Source organism: Kitasatospora sp. NPDC088783, assembly GCF_044750705.1.
Lineage (GTDB): Bacteria > Actinomycetota > Actinomycetes > Streptomycetales > Streptomycetaceae > Kitasatospora > Kitasatospora fiedleri.
Genome location: NZ_JBIVKJ010000014.1, coordinates 61,221 through 80,455, shown reverse-complemented (window position 1 = coordinate 80,455; position 19,235 = coordinate 61,221). Strand labels below are relative to the sequence as shown.

Below are 19,235 nucleotides of genomic sequence, written 5' to 3'. Positions count from 1 at the left end.
TCGCCCCGGCGGTCCCTCGGCGTTCTCGACGGACCAGGAGGTCAGTAGGTGCCGTAGAGCGAGTACACGAGGTTGTCCTTCACGGCGGTGCCGAAGGCGGCCGGGAAGGTCCCGAACGGGACGGACGTGCTGCTGTAGGCGCCCGAGCCGGCCGGGCCCGAGCTGTAGTGCATGTTGTTGACGGTGGAGCTGGTTCCGTTGGAGTTGTAGACCACCCAGTAGGTGGTGTTGGCCGCCAGGGTGTAGGTGATCGGCGCGCTGTTCCAGGCGTTGGCGCTCAGCGTGCCGACCGAGCTGGTGGCCAGCAGGGCGTCGGGCGAGCCGGCGTTGTCGCTGTAGACGGCGATCTGGAACTGGTTGTTGGGCGCCGCGCTGATCTGCCCGGTGTGCACGTTGAGCGAGGTCAACGCGATGGCGGAGGCCCCGGTCGTGATCTTGGAGCCGTTGAGGTGGTTGGAGTCGGTGTCGTCGAGCAGGGTGCCGACCGCGCTGTTGCCGATGGTCTGCGGCGGCGCGCCGGCGGTGGTGAAGGCCGCGGTGTAGGCCGCGGTCTGGGTGTTGCCCGCCAGGTCCTTCACGTTGGCGACGCTCAGCGTGTAGCCGGTGCTGAGCGAGAGCGCGGCGCTCGGGGTGAAGGTGACGGTGTTGGTGGCCGCGTCCAGGGCGACGGCGCCGGGCACCGCGACGGAGCCCGCGGTGGTCTTCAGCGTGACGTTGGTGCCGTTGACGGTGCTCGCCTGGACGGGCTCGCTGAAGGAGGCCCTGACCGGGGCGGTGGCCGAGACGCCGGTGGCGCCGTTGGCCGGCACCGAGCCGGTGACGGTCGGCGCGGTGGTGTCCATGCCGTAGGTCGCCGTGTAGGAGCCGACGTTGCCGTCGAAGAAGGCGTAGGAGATGCCGTGGATGGTCTCGATGCGGTAGCTGACGTTGGTGGTGCCCTGCTTGACGCCGGTGAGCGTGCCGACCGACGAGTTGACCGGGACCATGGCGCGCAGGCCGTTGGCACCGCCGGTGATGCTGAAGCTCAGCGTGTTGCTGGTCCAGGCCATCCCGGAGAAGGCGGAGCCGTTGCGGGCGTCCAGCCAGGTCAGCAGCTGGCGGCCGGAGACCACCGGGGTGCCGTGCGCCTTGGCCGAGGCGATGACCTGGTCGGAGGCGGTGGAGGCGGCGTAGTCGGTGTGGATGTTGGCGGTCAGGACGGTGTAGTAGCCCTTGGAGTTGTAGGCGTTGTCCAGCAGCGTGTTGACGGTGCCCGGCATGGACTGCCCGGACTCGTCGGTGAGTTCGGTGGTGGCCTGGTACTCGTTGATGGTGCTGCCGTCGCTGTCCGCGTACTTCATCGGCAGGCCGGTGCCGTTGAAGTAACCGGGCCGGTCCTGCACGAAGCTGGCCGGGTAGTAGTAGTAATCGGTGTCCAGCCGGATGCCGTTGGCGAGCTTGGTCTTGGCCTGGGTCGCCCAGTCGTCCCACTCGACGCAGTGGGTGCGGGTGCTGTCCGGGTTGGGCAGCGAGGGGTACTTGGCCCGCCAGGCGCCGATCTGGGTGGTGTAGATGTTCTGCAGGTCGGCCGGGGTGCCCCACGGGGTGCAGTTGGTGGTGACGTGCACCCCGATCTCGAAGCCCTGGTCGGAGTAGGCCTTGGCCTGGGCGTCGGTGATCGGGTCGTCGGTGTAGATGTACGACGAGGCGCGCACGCACTCCCAGTTGGCCACGTTGCAGCCGACCGGGCTCTGCGCGACGTAGCCGTCGAAGCGGCCGGCGGTGCCGCCGATGCCGTGGTCGTCGCCGGTCATCACCACGACGGCCTTGGCGTCCCGCGGGAAGTACCAGAACTTCGGCAGCGGCTTCTTGGCCGCGTCCATGGTGGTGATCAGGTTGGCGAGCAGCCGCTGCTGCTCGTCGGCGACCGGGATCTGCGCCTTGTCGAGGTTGTTCCAGTTGAGCTGTCCGCCGGTGCCGAAGAACATCTCGCTGGCCTGGATGCCGTCCACGTTGTCGCGCTGCTGGCCGCCCCAGGCGGCGTTGCCCTGCCGGGTCTGCACGACGGACTTGGCGAGGTCGTAGGTGAACGCGGCGGCCTGGCCGGTGCCGACGGTGCGCAGCGTGACGGCCGGGTTGGTGGTGGCCACCGCGGTGTCGCTGTACAGGGTGGCGACGGCGGTGGCGCCGTTGAGCGCGTACTTGTCGGCGGTGCCGTGGAAGCCGATGGTGTCGGAGGTCAGCCCGGCGCCGGGCGCCGCGGTGGTGTTGATCTTCAGGTAGCTGTCGGCCAGCGTGTCGGTGGTCGCGGTGAGGCCGAGCAGTCCGGCGAGCTGCTTGTCGGGCCGCATCGCCACCAGCCGTCCGCCGGTGTTCACCCAGCTGGTGAACATGGTGGTCTGGGCGGCCGTCAGCTGGTGCTCCGCCAGCAGCACCACGTCGTACGAGTTGAGCAGGGTGGAGGTGACGGTGCTCAGGTCGGCGGTCTTGTAGTAGTTCAGGCCCTCGGACTTGAGGATCTCGCCGTAGTACGTGGTGTACGGGTTGGCGGAATCGGTGACCAGCAGGATCGGGCCCTCGTTGCCGGGTCCGCTGCCGGGGGTGCCGGTGCCGCCGCCGGAGGGCGTGTAGGTGGCGTAGATGGAGTAGTTCAGCGTGCCGGTGAAGACGGCGCCGAAGCTGCTGGGCCAGGTGCCGAAGGCGGTGCCGCCGGTGGAGTAGCCGCTCTGGCCGCCGGTGGAGTAGTTCAGGTTGTTGACCGCCGCGGAGACGCCGTTGGAGTTGTACGCCAGCCAGTACGGCGTGTTCGGCGCGAGCGTCGCGGCGACCGGCAGGGTGTTCCAGGCGTGCGCGGTGAGCGTGCCGGAGGCGGAGGACCCGAGCAGCGGTCCGGGCTTGCCGGCGACGTCGCCGTACACCGCCACCTGGTACTGGTCGTTGGGCGTGGCGCCGACGGCGCCGACGTACACGCTGACGCTGCTGACGGTGCCGCCGCCGGCGCCCGTCACGAAGCGGGAGGTGTTGATGTAGTTGGAGTCGCCGGAGTCGGTGGCGGTGCCGACGGTGTTGTTGCCGAGGACGGCGGTGGTGTCCGCGCGTGCCGCGGGCGCCACCATCAGTCCGCTGGCTGCGAGCAGGCCCACGAGCAGCCCGGCGATTCGTTTTCTGATCCTCACGCCAACCCCCCAAGGTCGGATGACCGGATGAACGGCAGAAGTGCCGTCCTCCGTCCTACCGGCTCCGCACCCGGCGCGTCCGCAGAACCCTCACATCACAGCCACGAGTTCCGGCCATCCGACGGCCCGACCCTCCGCATCCGACCGGTCCGTCCGCGCACCTTCCGCCGCGACGGCACGGACGGCGGCACGGACGGCGGGACAGGCGGCGGGGCGGAAAGCGGCACCGGCGGCGGCCCGGGAAGCGGCACCGGCGGCGGCCCGAGGGAACACCCGGGGAGACGGCGGCGGGCCCCCGGCGTACCCGGGAGCCCGCTCCGTCCGTTCAACACTTGTCCGCACCCGGGCGGCTCAGCCCTTGACCGACCCCGCCAGCAGACCGCGGACGAAGTACCGCTGGAGGGCGAAGAACACCGCCAGCGGGACGAGCATCGACAGGAAGGCGCCCGCGCTGAGCAGCTCCCAGCGGCTGCCGTTGGAGCCGGAGAGCTGGGCCAGCCGGGAGGTGATCGGCGCGACGGTCGGGTTGCCGCCGGCGAAGGTGAGCGCCACCAGCAGGTCGTTCCACACCCACAGGAACTGGAAGATGGTGAACGAGGCCAGCGCCGGGGCGCTCAGCGGCAGTACGATCGACCGGAAGATCTTGAAGTGCGAGGCCCCGTCCACCACCGCCGCCTCCATCAGGTCGCGCGGCAGCTGGGCGATGAAGTTGTGCAGCAGGAAGATCGCCAGCGGCAGCGCGAACATGGTGTGCGTCAGCCAGACCGGCAGGTAGCTGTCCTTCAGGTTGAGCGCCGGGATGATCGTCACCGACCCGAGGTGCGCGCCGCCGGAGAACAGCCGCAGCAGCGGGATCAGCGACATCTGGAGCGGCACCACCTGGAGCGCGAAGACCACGAAGAAGAGCGTGTCGCTGCCCTTGAACCGCACCCAGGCCAGCACGTACGCGGCCATCGCGGCCAGCACCAGCGGGAAGACCGTGGCCGGGACGGCGATCGCCACCGAGTTGACCAGGTACGGCATCAGACCGCCGGAGGTGCCGAAGGAGTTGTCGAACAGCACCGAGCGGTAGTTCTCCAGCCCGAAGTCGGGGTGGACGAACGCCTCCCACCAGCCGCTGGAGGCGACGTCGCCCTTGGGCCGCAGCGAGGTGACCAGCAGGCCGATGGTCGGGACGGTCCACAGCACCGTGACGGCGATCACCAGGGCGCTGGCCAGCGGGGAGCTGAACGCCCGGCGGACGGCCTTGGCCGGCGGCAGGTCGGGCCGGGCCGCCTTGGCCGCGGCGGCCCGCGCGGCGGTCCCGGAGTCGGTGCCGACACCGGCAGCAGTACCGGCACCGGCACCGGTGGCGGCGCCGGGCTCGGGCTCGGGCCCGGAGGCCGTGTCGAGGGCGGGCTTGGCGCTCATCGGGTCGCACGCTCCTTGCGCAGCAGGGCGATGTTGTAGACCACCAGGGGGGCCACCGCGAGGAAGAGGATCACCGCGAGGGCGCTGCCGCGGCCGTAGTTGTACTGCTCGAAGCTCTGCGAGTACATCTCGTTGGCCAGCACCTGGGTGCCGAAGTTGCCGCCTGTCATGGTGCGGACGATGTCGAAGGCCTTCAGCGTGATGATCATGATGGTGGTGAGCACCACCACCAGGGTGGTGCGGATCATCGGCACGGTGACGTGCAGGAACAGCCGCAGGCCGGTGGCGCCGTCGAGCCGGGCGGCCTCGGTGATCTCGTCCGGGATGGCCTTGATCGCGGCGGACAGCACCACCATGGCGAAACCGGTCTGCACCCAGACCATGGCGGACATCAGCAGGAAGTTGTTCAGCGGCTGGGACAGGATCCAGTTCGGCGGGTCGTCCCAGCCGACCGCGACGGCGAGTTGGCTGAGCAGGCCGACCTGGTTCTGCCCGTTGCCGCGCGACTCGTACAGCAGCTTGAAGATCAGCGAGGCGGCCACCAGCGAGACCGCCATCGGCATGAAGATCAGCGACTTGTAGACCGCCTGGCCGCGCATCCGGTCGACCAGCAGGGCCAGCAGCAGGCCGAGCCCGGTGGCCGCGATCGGGGCGACCACCAGCCAGAGCAGGGTGTTCAGCAGCACGTCGTGGATCTGCGAACTGGTCGCCGCCCAGCCGTAGTTCTTCCCGCCGACGAACTTCGCGGAGTCGGCGTCGTAGAAGCTCAGGTAGACGGTGCGCAGCAGCGGCACCACCAGTCCGACGAGCAGCAGGACGGCCGCCGGGCCGAGCATCAGGGCGACCGCCAGCGGCCGGGAGAAGCGTCCGGTGGCGCGGCCGGCCGCGAAGAACACGGCGAGCAGCACGCCGAGGAAGCCCAGCACGGCGCCCCCGGTGTTGCCGAACTTGATCGCCGCGTCCTGCCACAGCGAGTCGGCGAGGTGGAGCGCCGGCCCGGCGAGCCGGGGGTCGGTGGGCATGCGGAGGGTCCTTCCTCGGGGCACGGGAAGGGCAGCGCGGGCCGGCCCGCGCTGCCCGTTGGCGTCCGGTTACTGCGGCCAGGCCGCGTCGATGTCGCCCGCCGTCTTCTGGATGGACTGGCCCTCGGCGAACCAGGCGGTCAGCGCCTTCCACTCGGCGCCCGCGCCGACGGCGGCGGGCATCAGGTCGGAGGCGTCGAACCGGAAGGTGGCCGCGGGGTCGGTGAGCGACGCGGCGGAGAGCTGGTCGATCGGGTCGGTGTACAGGCTCTTGTCCACGCCCTGGTTGGCGGAGACCCAGCCCGGGGAGACCTTGACCCGGCTGCTGGCCCACTCGGAGGTGGACAGGTAGTTCTGCACGGCCTGCACCTCGGGCCGGTCGGAGAACGCGGCCAGGAACTCGCCGCCGCCCTCGACCGGGCTGGTGACCTGCGGGTTCACCGCGGGCAGCGGGAAGGCGAAGACGTCGCCGTCCGGCCCGACCTTGGTGCCCTTGGGCCACTGCGCGCTGTAGAAGGACGCCTGCTGGAGCATCGCGCACTTGTTGCTGAGGATCGGGGTGCCGGCGTCCTGGAAGGTGGTGGTGGCGATCGTCTTGACGTCGCCGAAGCCGCCGTTGATCCAGGCCGGGTTCTGCATCCAGCCGGCGACGGTCTGCATCGCGGTGGTGATCTTCTCGTCGGAGAACTTCACCTGGTGGCTGATCCACTGGTCGTAGACGTCGCCGCCGTACGAGCCGAGGACGATCTCCTCCAGCCAGTCGGTGGCCGGCCAGCCGGTGGCGGTGCCGGAGCCGATGCCGCCGCACCAGGGCTTGGTCTCGCCGCCGGCCCGGGCGATCTTGTCGCTGAGCGCGATCAGGTCGGCCCAGGTCTTCGGGACCTCGTACCCGGCGGCCTTGAACGCCTTGGGCGAGTACCAGACCAGCGACTTCATGTTGGCGCTCATCGGCGCCGCGTAGAAGGTGCCGTTGACCGAGCCGTACTGCTTCCAGACCGGCGACCACTTGTTCTCGTTCTCGACGGTCTGCTGCGGCGGCTTGACCACCTTGCCGCTCTTGACCATCTGGGCGAGCAGGCCGGGCTGCGGGATGATCGCCAGGTCGGGGGCGTTGCCGCCGGCCACCCGGACCGGGAGCTGCGACTCGAAGTCGTTGGAGCCCTCGTAGACGATCTTGATGCCGGTACAGGTGCTGAACTCGGCCCAGGACTTCTCCAGCGAGTCCGACTCCGGCGAGAGGATCGAGGCGTACATCGACACCTTGGTGCCGGAGTGGCCCGCGTACGCCTGGTACTTGGCGCAGTCACCCGCCAGCGCGGAGGCGGAGCCACCCCCTCCTCCGCCGCCACCGCCGTCGGAGGAGCTGTTCGAGCAGGCGGCGGTCAGGGCCAGTGCCAGGACGGCCGGTACGGCGAGCAGCCGACGGCGTCCAGTGGTCACGGGGGTGGTCAATGCGGTCCTCCTTGCCAGGGCATGGACATGCCAGCCGTCAGACAGAACAACACTGCGCTGTACCGGAGATGTGGATCTGTACCCAGCGGTCGCTGGCTCAAAGACGTTAACCCACCGGTACTTCCACGCCAAGGAGTGCGTTCGACCTTCATCGGGCAGCGCCCCAGTTGTAACCGCACCGTGTTAAGAGGCCGCCCGCGCGCCGCTCACCAGCGCGGCTTCCGTCCCGCGCTCCAGATCGGCCAGGTCGACGCCCTGCTCGCGGAGCACCCGGACGGCCACCCCGCCGCCCTCCCGCAGCAGGCCGAGCAGCAGGTGGCCGGTCTCGATCCGGCGGGCGCGCTGCCCGGTGGCGGCGCGCAGCGCCAGCGCCATCACCTGCCGCCCCCGGTCGGTGAACCGGGGGCCGCCCCGGCGGGGGCGGCGGGCCGGCGGCGGGGCGTCCAGCGCGCCCGCCCCGAAGTCGGACTCGACGGCCTCGCGGACCGCCGCCAGGTCGATGCCGATCGCGGCCAGCGCGGCGGCGTCCCGCTCCGGGCCGGAGCCGCCCAGGGCGCGGAGCACCGCGCGCCGCCCGCCTTCCAGGTCGAGGCCGAAGCCGCCGAGCACCCGGGCGGCCGGGTCCTGCGGCTGGGCGAGCAGGCCGAGCAGCAGGTGCTCGGTGCCCAGGTGGTCGTGGTGCATCCGGCGGGCCTCCTGGGCGGCCAGTTCCACCGCCCGGCGGGCCTCCGCCGCGAACCGTTCGAACATGTCAGTCCCCTCCCTGTCCGGCCGCCCGTCGGGCGTGCTTCTTGTGGACGGCCTGCCGGGTGACGCCCAGGCAGACCGCGATCTCGTGCCAGGACCAGCCCCGGCTGCGGGCGTTGCCGACCTGGAGGTCCTCCAGCCGGTCGGCCAGGTCCCGCAGGGCCCGGACGGCGCGCAGGCCGGCCGCCGGGTCACTGCTGCTCGCGTCGGCCGCGAGCCGTGTCGTCTCGCTCATGACGTCAACATAGGTTGACACCGGGGGGTGCGTCAACCCCGGTTGACACGCGGCGCGGCCGGATCAGGCCGGGTACCGCTCCGCCAGGAACTCCGCGAAGGTGATCCGGCCCGCCTCCCCACCCATCGCCGCACGGCCCGCAGCCTGACCCACCGCACCATCCGCCGACCGGCCCGCCGGACGCCCCGGCACCAGGTTCCCGCCCGCCCGCAGCGCCCGCACCGTCCCGCCCGGCACCGGCACCCGCAGCACCGGCCGCCGCCGCCCCCGGGCCCGCAGGAACTCCGCCGCCCACGCCTCCACCGGACGCGCCTCGGGCCCGCCGAAGTCGTCCGCCCGCCCGGCCGGACCGGCCTCCGCGAGCTGCGCCAGCCGCTCCGCGACGTCCCGCACGTCCACCGGCTGGAACGCCACCCCGCGCGGCAGCAGCAGCACCGGGGCCTTCGACAGCCCCTCCAGCAGCCGCAGCAGCAGGTCGTGGAACCGGGTGGCCCGCAGCACCGTCCAGCCCAGGCCGGACTCCGCGACCAGCCGCTCGCACTCCGCCTTCGTCCGGTAGTGGCCGAGCGGCACCCGGTCCACCCCGACGATCGACACGTACAGCAGGTGCGACACCCCGGCGGCGCGGGCCGCCTCCACCAGGCGGCGGGTGGCCGCGACGTCCCGCCCGCCGTTGGTGGTCGCGCAGTGCACCACCGTCCCGACGCCGGCCAGTGCCGGCTCCAGCCCCCGGCCGGTCACCAGGTCGCCCACCGCCCAGCCGTGCTCCCCCGGCGTGTGCGCCTGCCGGCTGAGCACCCGCACCGGGCAGCCCCGCGACAGCAGCCGGCGCACCACCGCGCGCCCCAGGGTCCCCGTCCCGCCCGTCACGAGTATCGGCCGCATCGCGCTCACCCCTCAGCTCAGCCACTGCCCCCAGCCTGCCCGCGACCACCGCCTCCGGCAGCCCGGCCCACGCACCCGGGGGAACGCGGCACCCGCCGGGGCCGGCGCCGCCCGGAAACGCCGAGTCCCCCCGGAGCCCGGAGGCTTCGGGGGGACGGCGGCCGAAACGGGTCGGGGCGGGGCCCCGGACGGTCAGCTGCAGCCGCTGGTGGAGCCGCAGCCCTCGCAGAGGTAGCAGCTGCCCGCGCGGCGCATCTTGGTGCCGCAGGAGAAGCAGAGCGGGGCGTCGGCGTTCAGGCCGAGCCGGATCTCGGCGAGCTCGGTCGAGTTGTGCGCGGCCGGGGCGGCCTTGGGCTGCTCGACCAGCGGGAGCGCGACGTGCGGCTTCTCGGGGGCGAGCGGGGCGGACTGGGCCAGCGACTCGATGTCGACGTCGTCCTCGGCCGGCTCGTAGGAGCCGGTCTCCAGGTGCCGGGTGCGCTCCTCGACGGAGTGGATGCCCAGCGCGGAGCGGGTCTCGAAGGGCAGGAAGTCGAGGGCCAGCCGGCGGAAGATGTAGTCCACGATGGACTGCGCCATCCGCACGTCCGGGTCGTCGGTCAGGCCGGCCGGCTCGAAGCGCATGTTGGTGAACTTGGCGACGTACGTCTCCAGCGGGACGCCGTACTGGAGGCCGACCGAGACGGCGATGGAGAAGGCGTCCATCATGCCCGCGAGGGTCGAGCCCTGCTTGGACATCTTGAGGAAGACCTCGCCGAGGCCGTCGTCCGGGTAGGAGTTGGCGGTCATGTAGCCCTCGGCGCCGCCGACCGTGAAGGAGGTGGTGATGCCGGGGCGGCCCTTGGGCAGGCGCTTGCGGGTCGGCCGGTACTCGACGACCTTCTGGACGGCCGGGGCCGGGGCGGCGGCCTGGGCGGGGGCCGGAACCGCGGCCGGGGCCTTGGTCTTGGCCGAGAGCGGCTGGCCGACCTTGCAGTTGTCGCGGTAGATCGCCAGCGCCTTGACGCCGAGCTTCCACGCCTCGAAGTAGATCTCCTCGACGTCCTCGACGGTGGCGTTCTCCGGCATGTTGACCGTCTTGGAGATGGCGCCGGAGATCCACGGCTGGATCGCGGCCATCATCCGGACGTGGCCCATCGGGGAGATCGACCGCTCGCCCATCGCGCAGTCGAACACCTCGTAGTGGGCGGGCTTCAGGCCGGGCGCGTCGATGACGTTGCCGTGCTCGGCGATGTGCGCGACGACCGCCTCGACCTGCTCGTCCTGGTAGCCCAGGCGCTTGAGGGCGCGCGGGACGGTGCCGTTGACGATCTGCATCGAGCCGCCGCCGACCAGCTTCTTGAACTTGACCAGGGCCAGGTCGGGTTCGACGCCGGTGGTGTCGCAGTCCATCATCAGGCCGATGGTGCCGGTCGGGGCGAGCACCGAGGCCTGCGCGTTGCGGAACCCGTTGCGCTCGCCGAGCCGGAGCACGTCGGCCCAGGTCTCGTTGGCGACCGACCAGACCGGGGTGTCCAGGTCGTCCAGCGGGGCAACGGCGGCCGAGGCGTCCGCGTGCTGCTTCATGACCCGGCGGTGCGGGGCGGCGTTGCGGGCGTAGCCGTCGTACGGGCCGACCACGGCGGCCAGTTCGGCGGAGCGGCGGTAGGCGGTGCCGGTCATCAGCGAGGTGACCGCGCCGGCCAGGGCGCGGCCGCCGGCCGAGTCGTAGGCGTGGCCGGTGGCCATCAGCAGGGCGCCGAGGTTGGCGTAGCCGATGCCGAGCTGGCGGTAGGCGCGGGTGGTCTCGCCGATCTTCTCGGTCGGGAAGTCGGCGAAGCAGATGGAGATGTCCATCGCGGTGATGACCAGCTCGACCACCTTGGCGAAGTTGACCGCGTCGAACGAGTCGTCGTCGCGGAGGAACTTCATCAGGTTCAGCGAGGCCAGGTTGCAGCTGGAGTTGTCCAGGTGCATGTACTCGGAGCACGGGTTGGAGGCGTTGATCCGGCCGGACTCGGGGCAGGTGTGCCAGTGGTTGATCACCGAGTCGTACTGGATGCCCGGGTCGGCGCAGGCCCACGCGGCCTCGGCCATCTTGCGGAACAGGCCCTTGGCGTCGACGGTCTCGATGACCTCGCCGGTCTTGCGGCCGCGCAGGCCGAAGGTGGTGCCGTTCTCCACCGCGGTCATGAACTCGTCGTTCACCCGGACCGAGTTGTTGGCGTTCTGGTACTGGACGGAGGTGATGTCGTCGCCGCCCAGGTCCATGTCGAACCCGGCGTCGCGCAGCGCGCGGATCTTCTCCTCCTCCTTCACCTTGGTCTCGATGAAGGCCTCGACGTCCGGGTGGTCGACGTCCAGCACGACCATCTTGGCGGCCCGGCGGGTCGCGCCGCCGGACTTGATGGTGCCGGCCGAGGCGTCGGCGCCGCGCATGAAGGAGACCGGGCCGGAGGCGTTGCCGCCGGAGGAGAGCAGTTCCTTGGAGGAGCGGATCCGGGACAGGTTCAGGCCGGCGCCGGAGCCGCCCTTGAAGATCATGCCCTCTTCCTTGTACCAGTCGAGGATCGACTCCATGGAGTCGTCGACGGACAGGATGAAGCAGGCCGAGACCTGCTGCGGCTGCTGGGTGCCGACGTTGAACCAGACCGGCGAGTTGAAGCTGAACACCTGGTGGAGGAGGGCGTGGGTCAGCTCGTGCTCGAAGACCTCGGCGTCGTCCGGGGAGGCGAAGTAGCCGTGCTTCTCGCCGGCGGCGCGGTAGGTCAGCACCACCCGGTCGATGATCTGCTTGAGGCTCCACTCGCGCTGCGGGGTGCCGACCGCGCCGCGGAAGTACTTGCTGGTGACGATGTTGACCGCGTTGACCGACCAGAAGTCGGGGAACTCGACGCCGCGCTGCTCGAAGTTGATCGACCCGTCGCGCCAGTTGGTCATCACCACGTCGCGGCGCTCCCAGGTGACCGCGTCGTACGGGTGGACCCCAGGGGTGGTGTAGATGCGCTCCAGCCGCAGCCCGGCCTTGGGGGCCTTGGCTCCCTTGGCGGCCTTGTCCGACTTCGACCCTCGTGCGGACCCGCTCGTGGTGTCTGTCACTGCTCCTGCTCCTCCTCCTGGGCAAACGCCCGAAGTGCCCGGAAAAGTCCGGGCACGACTGGTTCGTTCCGTCCGCACGCGGGCAGGGCGGAACCCCACCACGGCACACGGGTACTGCGGGGTACTACGGGTACTGCGCTGCATGCGCGGAAAAGGGCGCGCGAAGGCGCCGACGGCCGTCCTAGGGGACGGGCACCGGTTCGGGGGCGGCCGGCCGCTCGGCCCGCAGCTCCGCGATCGCCGCCTCGAAGTCCTCGAGGTTGTCGAACGCGCGGTAGACCGAGGCGAACCGGAGGTACGCCACCACGTCCAGGTCCTTCAGCGGACCGAGTATGGCCAGGCCCACGTCGTGGGTGGAGAGCTCGGCGCTGCCGCTGGCCCGCACGCACTCCTCGACCCGCTGGCCGAGCTGGGCCAGCGCGTCCTCGGTGACCGGGCGGCCCTGGCATGCCTTGCGGACGCCGGAGATCACCTTCTCGCGGGAGAAGGGCTCGGTGACGCCGCTGCGCTTGATCACCATCAGGGTGGCGGTCTCGACGGTGGTGAACCGCCGACCGCAGTCGGGGCACTGGCGGCGGCGACGGATGGAACTCCCGTCGTCGCTGGCCCGACTGTCCACGACTCGGCTGTCCTGATGCCGGCAGAAGGGGCAGTGCACCTGGAACTCCCTCCCTACCCGTCCAACGGCATACAACAGTCATCACTCTACCCGCTAGACACAACACCTGTGCCCAACCAGAGACTAGACCACTAGATGTAGTGCGGGACACTTCACCACGCCGAGTGAACGGGCGGTTCCGGAGACAGCCTCCGGGGCCGCGCCATAGACTGTTCGAGTCGAACAAGCAATCGACTTACACCCGGAGGCTTGATCAAGTCAGCCAACCTCGAATAAGTTCACTCGAACGTGTGTTTGGCGCAACCTTTCGATAGAGGGGCCAGTTGAGCTGGGCAGATGGAGCACCAGCCCGACGAGAGGGTCGCCGCGATGTCCACCCCCAGCGCCACCAGCGTCATGCACACCGCCGAAGCCAAGACCGCCATCCCGGTGCAGGAGCGTCCCGCGCGCACCGCTGACCAGGAGAGCATGGACCAGACCATGAGCCGCAGTCAGTCGATCGAGGAACCCCCGCTCGGTGCGTCCGTCCCCGTCGCCCGCTCCCTCCCCGGCCGCCCGCCCGGCATCCGCACCGACGAGGCCGGGCTGACCGAGCGCCAGCGCCGGGTCATCGAGGTGATCCGGGACTCCGTCCAGCGGCGCGGCTACCCGCCGTCCATGCGCGAGATCGGCCAGGCCGTCGGCCTGTCCTCCACCTCCTCCGTCGCGCACCAGCTGATGGCGCTGGAGCGCAAGGGCTTCCTGCGGCGCGACCCGCACCGCCCGCGCGCCTACGAGGTCCGCGGCGTCGAGGTGGCCCGCCCGGCCGCGGCCGAGACCTCCGGCCGGCCGTCCACCTCCTACGTGCCGCTGGTCGGCCGGATCGCGGCCGGCGGCCCGATCCTGGCCGAGCAGACCGTCGAGGACGTCTTCCCGCTGCCCCGCCAACTGGTCGGCGAGGGCGAGCTGTTCGCGCTGACGGTCAAGGGCGACTCGATGATCGACGCCGCGATCTGCGACGGCGACTGGGTGACGGTCCGCAAGCAGCCGGTCGCCGAGAACGGGGACATCGTGGCCGCGATGATCGACGGCGAGGCGACGGTCAAGCGGCTCAAGCGCGAGGACGGGAAGATCTGGCTGATGCCGCACAACGCGGCGTACGAGCCGATCCCGGGCGACAACGCGACCATCCTCGGCAAGGTGGTGGCGGTGCTGCGCCGCCTCTGAGCGCACGGCACGACGAGCGCGCGGCACGACGAGCGCGCGGCACCACCGGCGAACGACCGCCACGTGCGAGGGCCGGCCCGAACAGTTCGGGCCGGCCCTCGCACGTGGCGGTCGTTTCGGTGCGCACGGCGCACGGCGCACGGCGGACCGGCGACCGGCCGGTCAGCGGCTAGCGCGGCCTGACCGGCGGGGCCGAGGCGTCGATCGCGGCGAGCGAGCGGCGGACCTGGTTGCGGTCGGTGGTGTACCAGAAGTCCGGCATGGAGGAGCGGAAGAAGCCGCCGTAGCGGGCGGTGGCCAGCCGCGGGTCGAGGACGGCGACGATGCCCTTGTCGTCGGCGGCCCGGACCAGCCGGCCGGCGCCCTGGGCCATCAGCAGCGCGGCGTGGGTGGCGGCGACGGCCATGAAGCCGTTGCCGCCGCGCGCCTCGACGTCCTTCTGCCGGGCGCTCATCAGCGGGTCGTCGGGCCGCGGGAAGGGGATGCGGTCCATCACGACGAGCTGGCAGGCGGAGCCGGGCACGTCGACGCCCTGCCAGAGCGAGAGGGTGCCGAACAGGCAGGTCCCGGCGTCGGAGGCGAAGGCCCGGATCAGCTCGCCCAGGGTGTCCTCGCCCTGGAGCAGGATCGGCACGTCCAGCCGTTCGCGGAGCTTCTCGGCGGCGGTCTGGGCGGCCCGCATCGAGGAGAACAGGCCCAGGGTGCGGCCGCCGGCCGCGCCGATCAGCTCGGCGAGCTCGTCCAGCATCTCCGGCCGGTCGGGCTCCCGGCCGGGCGGCGGGAGGTGCTTGGCGACGTAGAGGATGCCCTGCTTGGGGTAGGTGAACGGGGAGCCCACGTCCAGGCCGCGCCAGTACGGCGGGGCGTCCTCCCCGGTCTCGGCGGCGGGGCCGTCGGGGGTGCGGTGGTCGGGGAGCCTGGTCTCGCCGGGCAGGCCGAGCGAGGCGGCGACGCCGTTGAAGTCGCCGCCGAGCTTGAGGGTGGCGGAGGTGAGGACGACCGAGCGGTCCCGGTACAGGTTCTCCCGCAGCAGGCCGGAGACGGAGAGCGGGGCGACCCGCAGCGAGGCGGTGCCCAGGCCGTAGCGGTCGGAGCGCTCGATCCAGATGACGTCGTACTCGGAGCCGGTGAGCAGTCGGTCCGCGGTCTCGTGCAGCGTCTCGGCGGAGGCCATCGCCTGCTTGCGGACGGCGTCCTCGTCGGTGAGGCCCTTGTCGCGGGTCTCGCCGAGCGAGGTGATGACCTGGCGGCAGGCGTCCCGGATGCCGGCCACCGCGTAGCCGAGGTACTCGGGGAGTTCGTCGACCTGGCCGGGCTGGGCGGTCTCCATCAGGCCGTGGAAGTTCTCGGCGGCGGCCTGGAGCGCGTCCACCGCCTTCTCGTTGGCGAGCTTCGCGGCGCGCTTGACGGCCCGGTTGACCGCGCCGACGGTGAGTTCGGCGGTGGCCGCGCCGGTGACCCGGTTCACCAGCTCGTGGGCCTCGTCGATGATCAGCAGGCCGTGCTCGGGCAGCACGGGGGCGCCCTCGATCGCGTCGATCGCGAGCATGGCGTGGTTGGTGACCACCACGTCGGCCAGTTTGGCGCGCTCGCGGGCCAGCTCGGCGAAGCACTCCTCGCCGTAGGCGCAGCGGGAGGCGCCCAGGCACTCCTTGGAGGTCACGGCGAGCTGGGCCCAGGCCCGGTCGGAAACGCCGGGGGTGAGGTCGTCGCGGTCGCCGGTCTCGGTCTCCTCGGCCCACTCGCGCAGCCGGAGCACGTCCTGGCCGAGCTTGCCGGTGGGGCCGCCGAGCGCGTCGACCGGGTCGAACAGGCCCTCGCCCTCGTCGCTCGGGGTGCCCTCGTTGGCGCGGTGCAGGCACAGGTAGTTGGAGCGGCCCTTGAGCATGGCGAACAGCGGGCGGCGGCGCAGCACCGGGTGCAGTGCCTCGACGGTGCGCGGCAGGTCGCGTTCGACGAGCTGGCGCTGGAGGGCCAGCGTCGCGGTGGCGACCACCACCCGGTCGCCGTGGGCGAGGGCGGGCACCAGGTAGGCGAGGGACTTGCCGGTGCCGGTGCCGGCCTGGACGAGCAGGTGCTCGCCCTCGTCGACGGCGGCGGAGACGGCTTCGGCCATCCGGACCTGCCCGGGCCGCTCCACGCCGCCGACGGCGGCGACGGCGGCGTGCAGCAGCTCGGGCAGGCGGGAGGCGGGGACCGGCGCGGCGGGTTCGGCCGTCTCCGGGCCGCCGGGCAGGGGTTCGATGGTGTCGTTCGTCATGACGCCCCCAGCCTACGGGGCGGGACTGACAATCCTGACCCGCTGGACGGGGAGCTGCGCGGTGCTGTGCAGCGGGTTGTCGACCTGGCCGTGGACGGCGGCGTGCGGGCGGTCGGGGCGGTCCCGGTAGCCGTCGAGCAGGAGGCGGTTGCGGTTCAGGCAGAGCCGGTCGATCCGGGGCTTGAACAGGTCGAACAGCCGGTGGCGGTCCGCGAGTTCGGGGAAGCGCCGCTGGCAGCCCAGGATCTCCGCGCGCAGCAGCTCCCAGAACTCCGGCTCCGGCAGGTCGAGTTGCTCCTCCAGCAGCGGGGCGAGGTAGCGGTAGACGCCGATGAACAGGCCGGAGTGCAGGAACTGGCAGAGGTAGTCCGGGTCCTCCCGGTTGAGCACCCCGGCGATGTCGACGGGCAGGTCGGCGAGTTCGGGCAGCGGCCGGTCGCTGAGGTTGACGTCGTCGACGAAGTCCTTGACCGCGAGCCGGACCGGGACGTCGTCCCGGTCGAAGACCACGATGGCGTTCTCGCCGTGCGGGGAGAAGACCAGCCCGTAGCGGTACAGGAAGTGCAGCAGCGGCGGCAGCATCGCGGCGAACAGCCGGCTCACCCACTCCCGGGGCGCCAGGCCGGAGCGGGCGACGAGTTCGGCGGTCAGCGCCCGCCCGTCCGAGCCGGTCTGCAGCAGCGCGGCCAGCGTGCGGGCCCGCTCGCCCGGCTCCAGGTGGCGGCCGAGCGGTTCGCGCCAGATCGCGCCGAGCAGTTCCTTGTACTGGTAGGGCGCGTCGGGCAGGTCCCGGTACAGCGGGTGCTCGACGGTGACCGAGGCGATCTCGCCGAGCAGCACCACCCGGCACTCGTCGCGCAGGTACGGGTCCTGGTCGCGCAGGCGGTGGATCCAGGCGGTGACGGCGGGCGCGGCGAGGGCGCGTTCGGTGGGCAGGCCGCGCCAGACCAGGGTGTTGAGGATGGCGAGCGGCAGTTTGACGGTGCAGCGGTCGGGGCGGCTGAGGTTGAAGAAGGAGCGGATGGACTGCTGGGGCAGCCGCAGGTCGCCGTCGCTGGGCAGCGGGACGATCCGGCCGTCGGCGATCCACGGCGCGAACAGGCCGACCACGGTCTCGTCCCACTGCCAGGGGTGCACCGGGAGCAGCCAGAACTCGTCGGCGCGCTCGCCCAGTTGGGTGCGGAAGGCGGGGTCGAGTTCGGTGCGGTAGATGGCCGGGTCGCCGCGGAACTCGGCCAGGCTCTTGTGCACGGCGAGCCAGGGCAGGGTGCGGGGCAGCCGGGCCTCCGGGGTCCAGCCGGCCGCGTCGGTGGCGGAGAAGCCGATCCGGCCCTTGTTGGCGACGATCCACGGGTGGCCGGTCTGCCGGCCCTCCAGGGCGACGTGGTCGAGGTCGGCGAGTTCGGCGGCGCTCAGCGCGGTGGCCCGCAGGTGGGCGTCGGCGATCAGGGTGGCGGTGAGTTCGCGGACCAGGTGGCCGGTGGTGTCGCCGCTCATCCCGAGGACGTGCCGGGCCTGCTGGAGGAAGCGCAGCGGGTCGTCGCCGCCCTCGATCGACGCCGGATCGACCCGCCAGCTCCCGTACGCGCCCCGGCGGGCGGCGAACCGGTAGTCGGCGTCCGGGAGCCGCACCAGGTGGCGGCCGTCGCCGTCGGGCCGCGGGTGGAGCAGTTCCTCGTAGGCGAATTCGCCGAGCAGTTTGGCGAGCATGTCCCGTCCGGCGGCCTGCCAGTGCCCGGTGGTGAGCTGGGGTGGCAGGTGGAGTACGGAGTCAGCGGCTGGCTGCTGCACGCTCGGTCCCTTCCTGGGGTCGTGGGAGTGTCGCCGACGGCGGCGGGGCGGATGCCGGGAGGAACGTGGTCCAGGCGGTGCGGTGGGGCAGCGGGTGGAGCGTCTTGCCCGCGACGGCGTTGAGGATCACGGCGGCGCGGTGGGCGCCGAGCCCGAGGTCCGGGGTGCCGACTCCGTGAGTGTGCAGCTCCGCGTTCTGGACGTACAGACCGCCGGTGAGTTCCGGCCGGGTGGCGACCCGGTGGTCGAGGTCGACCCGGTAGCGGCCCTGCCCGTCCCAGTCGATCAGCTCGGCGATCGGGTCGAGGGCGGCGGGGCGCACCGCCCGGTAGCCGGTGGCCAGCACCACGGCGTCGGTGCGGACCAGGTGGCGGCGGCCGGAGTCGCCGTGCCGGCAGTGCAGTTCGAGCCCGCCGCAGGGGCCCTGGGCGGCTTCGGTGACGGCGGTGCCGGGCAGGATCTCGACCGGTTCGGCGTCGATCGGGCGGCCGACGGTGCGCTCGTACAGGTGGTCGTGGATCTCGGCGAGCGTCTCGGCGCTGGCGGCCTTGTGCAGCTGCCACTGGGCGGGGACGAGGGCGTCCCGGACGTCGGCGGGCAGGCCGTGGAAGTAGCGGGTGTAGTCGGGGGTGAACTGCTCCAGGCCGAGCTTGGAGTACTCCATCGGGGCCAGTGCCCGGGTGCGGGTGAGCCAGCGCAGCCGGGTGCCGTCGCCGGCCCGGTGCCGGAGCAGGTCGAGGAAGACCTCGGCGCCGGACTGGCCCGATCCGACCACCGTGACGTCCCGCGCCGCGTCGAGGGAGCGGCGGCGTTCCAGGTAGTCGGCGGAGTGCAGGACGGCGGGGTGCCGGCGCAGCGGGGCGAAGGCCTCGGGGCGGGCGGGTTCGGTGCCGGTGCCGAGGACCAGGTTGCGGGCCCGGTGCACGGCGCCCGCGGCGTGCACCAGGTAGAGCTGGTCGGCGGCGTCCCAGTGCACGGCGGTGACGGGCTGCCCGAAGCGGCAGTTGGGGAGCCGTTCGGCGGCCCAGCGGCAGTAGTGGTCGTACTCGCGGCGGGGCAGCTGGAAGCGCTCGCTGAAGTAGAACGGGAACAGCCGCTGCTGGTCGCGCAGGTAGTTGAGGAACGACCAGGGGTTGGTGGGGTCGACCAGGGTGACCAGGTCGGCCAGGAACGGCACCTGCATCCGGGCGCCGTCGACGAGCATGCCGGGGTGCCAGCGGAACTCGGGCCGGGCGTCGAGGAACAGCGCGCCGACGGTCTCGGCCCGGTCGGCGAGCGCGGCCAGCGAGAGGTTGAACGGGCCGATGCCGACGCCGATCAGGTCGTACGGCTCGGGCTGCTGGCCCGCCGTGTCGTCATGGGGAGTCATGTCGTC

The 19,235-nt window shown here is 71.9% G+C and carries 13 protein-coding genes; 1 reads left to right on the top strand and 12 read right to left on the bottom strand.

Features of this window, described 5'->3' with window-relative positions:
- Positions 1–41: 41 nt before the first annotated feature.
- The 9 genes from ACIP60_RS30495 to nrdR all read right to left on the bottom strand — a co-directional run bounded on the left by ACIP60_RS30495 (position 42) and on the right by nrdR (position 12,642).
- Entirely contained in the window at positions 42–3,155 is a 3,114-nt protein-coding gene (locus ACIP60_RS30495; protein WP_400690387.1) for an Ig-like domain-containing protein, read from the bottom strand.
- 351 nt (positions 3,156–3,506) lie between these two features.
- Positions 3,507–4,565, bottom strand: a complete 1,059-nt coding sequence (locus ACIP60_RS30490; protein ID WP_400690383.1) for a carbohydrate ABC transporter permease — start codon at positions 4,563–4,565, stop codon at positions 3,507–3,509.
- Complete coding sequence (locus ACIP60_RS30485; RefSeq protein ID WP_100840390.1) at positions 4,562–5,587, bottom strand: carbohydrate ABC transporter permease; 1,026 nt, start codon at positions 5,585–5,587, stop codon at positions 4,562–4,564. Before ACIP60_RS30485 ends, ACIP60_RS30490 begins: the two co-directional genes overlap by 4 nt.
- A gap of 69 nt (positions 5,588–5,656) precedes the next feature.
- The gene (locus ACIP60_RS30480) at positions 5,657–7,039 is read right to left on the bottom strand and encodes an ABC transporter substrate-binding protein (RefSeq protein WP_400690381.1); all 1,383 of its coding nucleotides are present in this window, start codon (positions 7,037–7,039) and stop codon (positions 5,657–5,659) included.
- A gap of 183 nt (positions 7,040–7,222) precedes the next feature.
- Positions 7,223–7,789, bottom strand: coding sequence for a Clp protease N-terminal domain-containing protein (locus ACIP60_RS30475; protein ID WP_400690378.1), 567 nt, complete (start codon positions 7,787–7,789; stop codon positions 7,223–7,225).
- A gap of 1 nt (position 7,790) precedes the next feature.
- On the bottom strand, positions 7,791–8,021 hold the full coding sequence (locus ACIP60_RS30470; RefSeq protein ID WP_100840393.1) for an RNA polymerase subunit sigma-70: 231 nt from the start codon (positions 8,019–8,021) through the stop codon (positions 7,791–7,793).
- Between the two features lie 63 nt (positions 8,022–8,084).
- The gene (locus ACIP60_RS30465) at positions 8,085–8,906 is read right to left on the bottom strand and encodes an SDR family oxidoreductase (protein WP_400690374.1); all 822 of its coding nucleotides are present in this window, start codon (positions 8,904–8,906) and stop codon (positions 8,085–8,087) included.
- Positions 8,907–9,098: 192 nt separating this feature from the next.
- Positions 9,099–11,984, bottom strand: coding sequence for a vitamin B12-dependent ribonucleotide reductase (locus ACIP60_RS30460; protein ID WP_400690371.1), 2,886 nt, complete (start codon positions 11,982–11,984; stop codon positions 9,099–9,101).
- Positions 11,985–12,165: 181 nt separating this feature from the next.
- Positions 12,166–12,642 carry a transcriptional regulator NrdR gene (gene nrdR, locus ACIP60_RS30455; protein WP_282202721.1) on the bottom strand — a complete coding sequence of 159 codons (477 nt, stop codon included), beginning with the start codon at positions 12,640–12,642 and terminating at the stop codon, positions 12,166–12,168.
- Positions 12,643–13,083: 441 nt separating this feature from the next.
- Between nrdR and lexA the strand changes: the two genes are divergently transcribed.
- Positions 13,084–13,809 (top strand): transcriptional repressor LexA, encoded by a 726-nt coding sequence (gene lexA, locus ACIP60_RS30450; RefSeq protein WP_400690510.1) that lies wholly within the window; start codon positions 13,084–13,086, stop codon positions 13,807–13,809.
- A gap of 169 nt (positions 13,810–13,978) precedes the next feature.
- On the opposite strand, the gene ACIP60_RS30445 is transcribed toward lexA, so the two are convergent.
- The 3 genes from ACIP60_RS30445 to ACIP60_RS30435 all read right to left on the bottom strand — a co-directional run bounded on the left by ACIP60_RS30445 (position 13,979) and on the right by ACIP60_RS30435 (position 19,229).
- Entirely contained in the window at positions 13,979–16,069 is a 2,091-nt protein-coding gene (locus ACIP60_RS30445; RefSeq protein WP_400690369.1) for an ATP-dependent DNA helicase, read from the bottom strand.
- A 12-nt stretch (positions 16,070–16,081) separates the two neighbouring features.
- Positions 16,082–17,779, bottom strand: coding sequence for an IucA/IucC family protein (locus tag ACIP60_RS30440; RefSeq protein ID WP_400690507.1), 1,698 nt, complete (start codon positions 17,777–17,779; stop codon positions 16,082–16,084).
- 61 nt (positions 17,780–17,840) lie between these two features.
- On the bottom strand, positions 17,841–19,229 hold the full coding sequence (locus ACIP60_RS30435; protein ID WP_400690367.1) for a lysine N(6)-hydroxylase/L-ornithine N(5)-oxygenase family protein: 1,389 nt from the start codon (positions 19,227–19,229) through the stop codon (positions 17,841–17,843).
- Between the last annotated feature and the right edge of the window lie 6 nt (positions 19,230–19,235).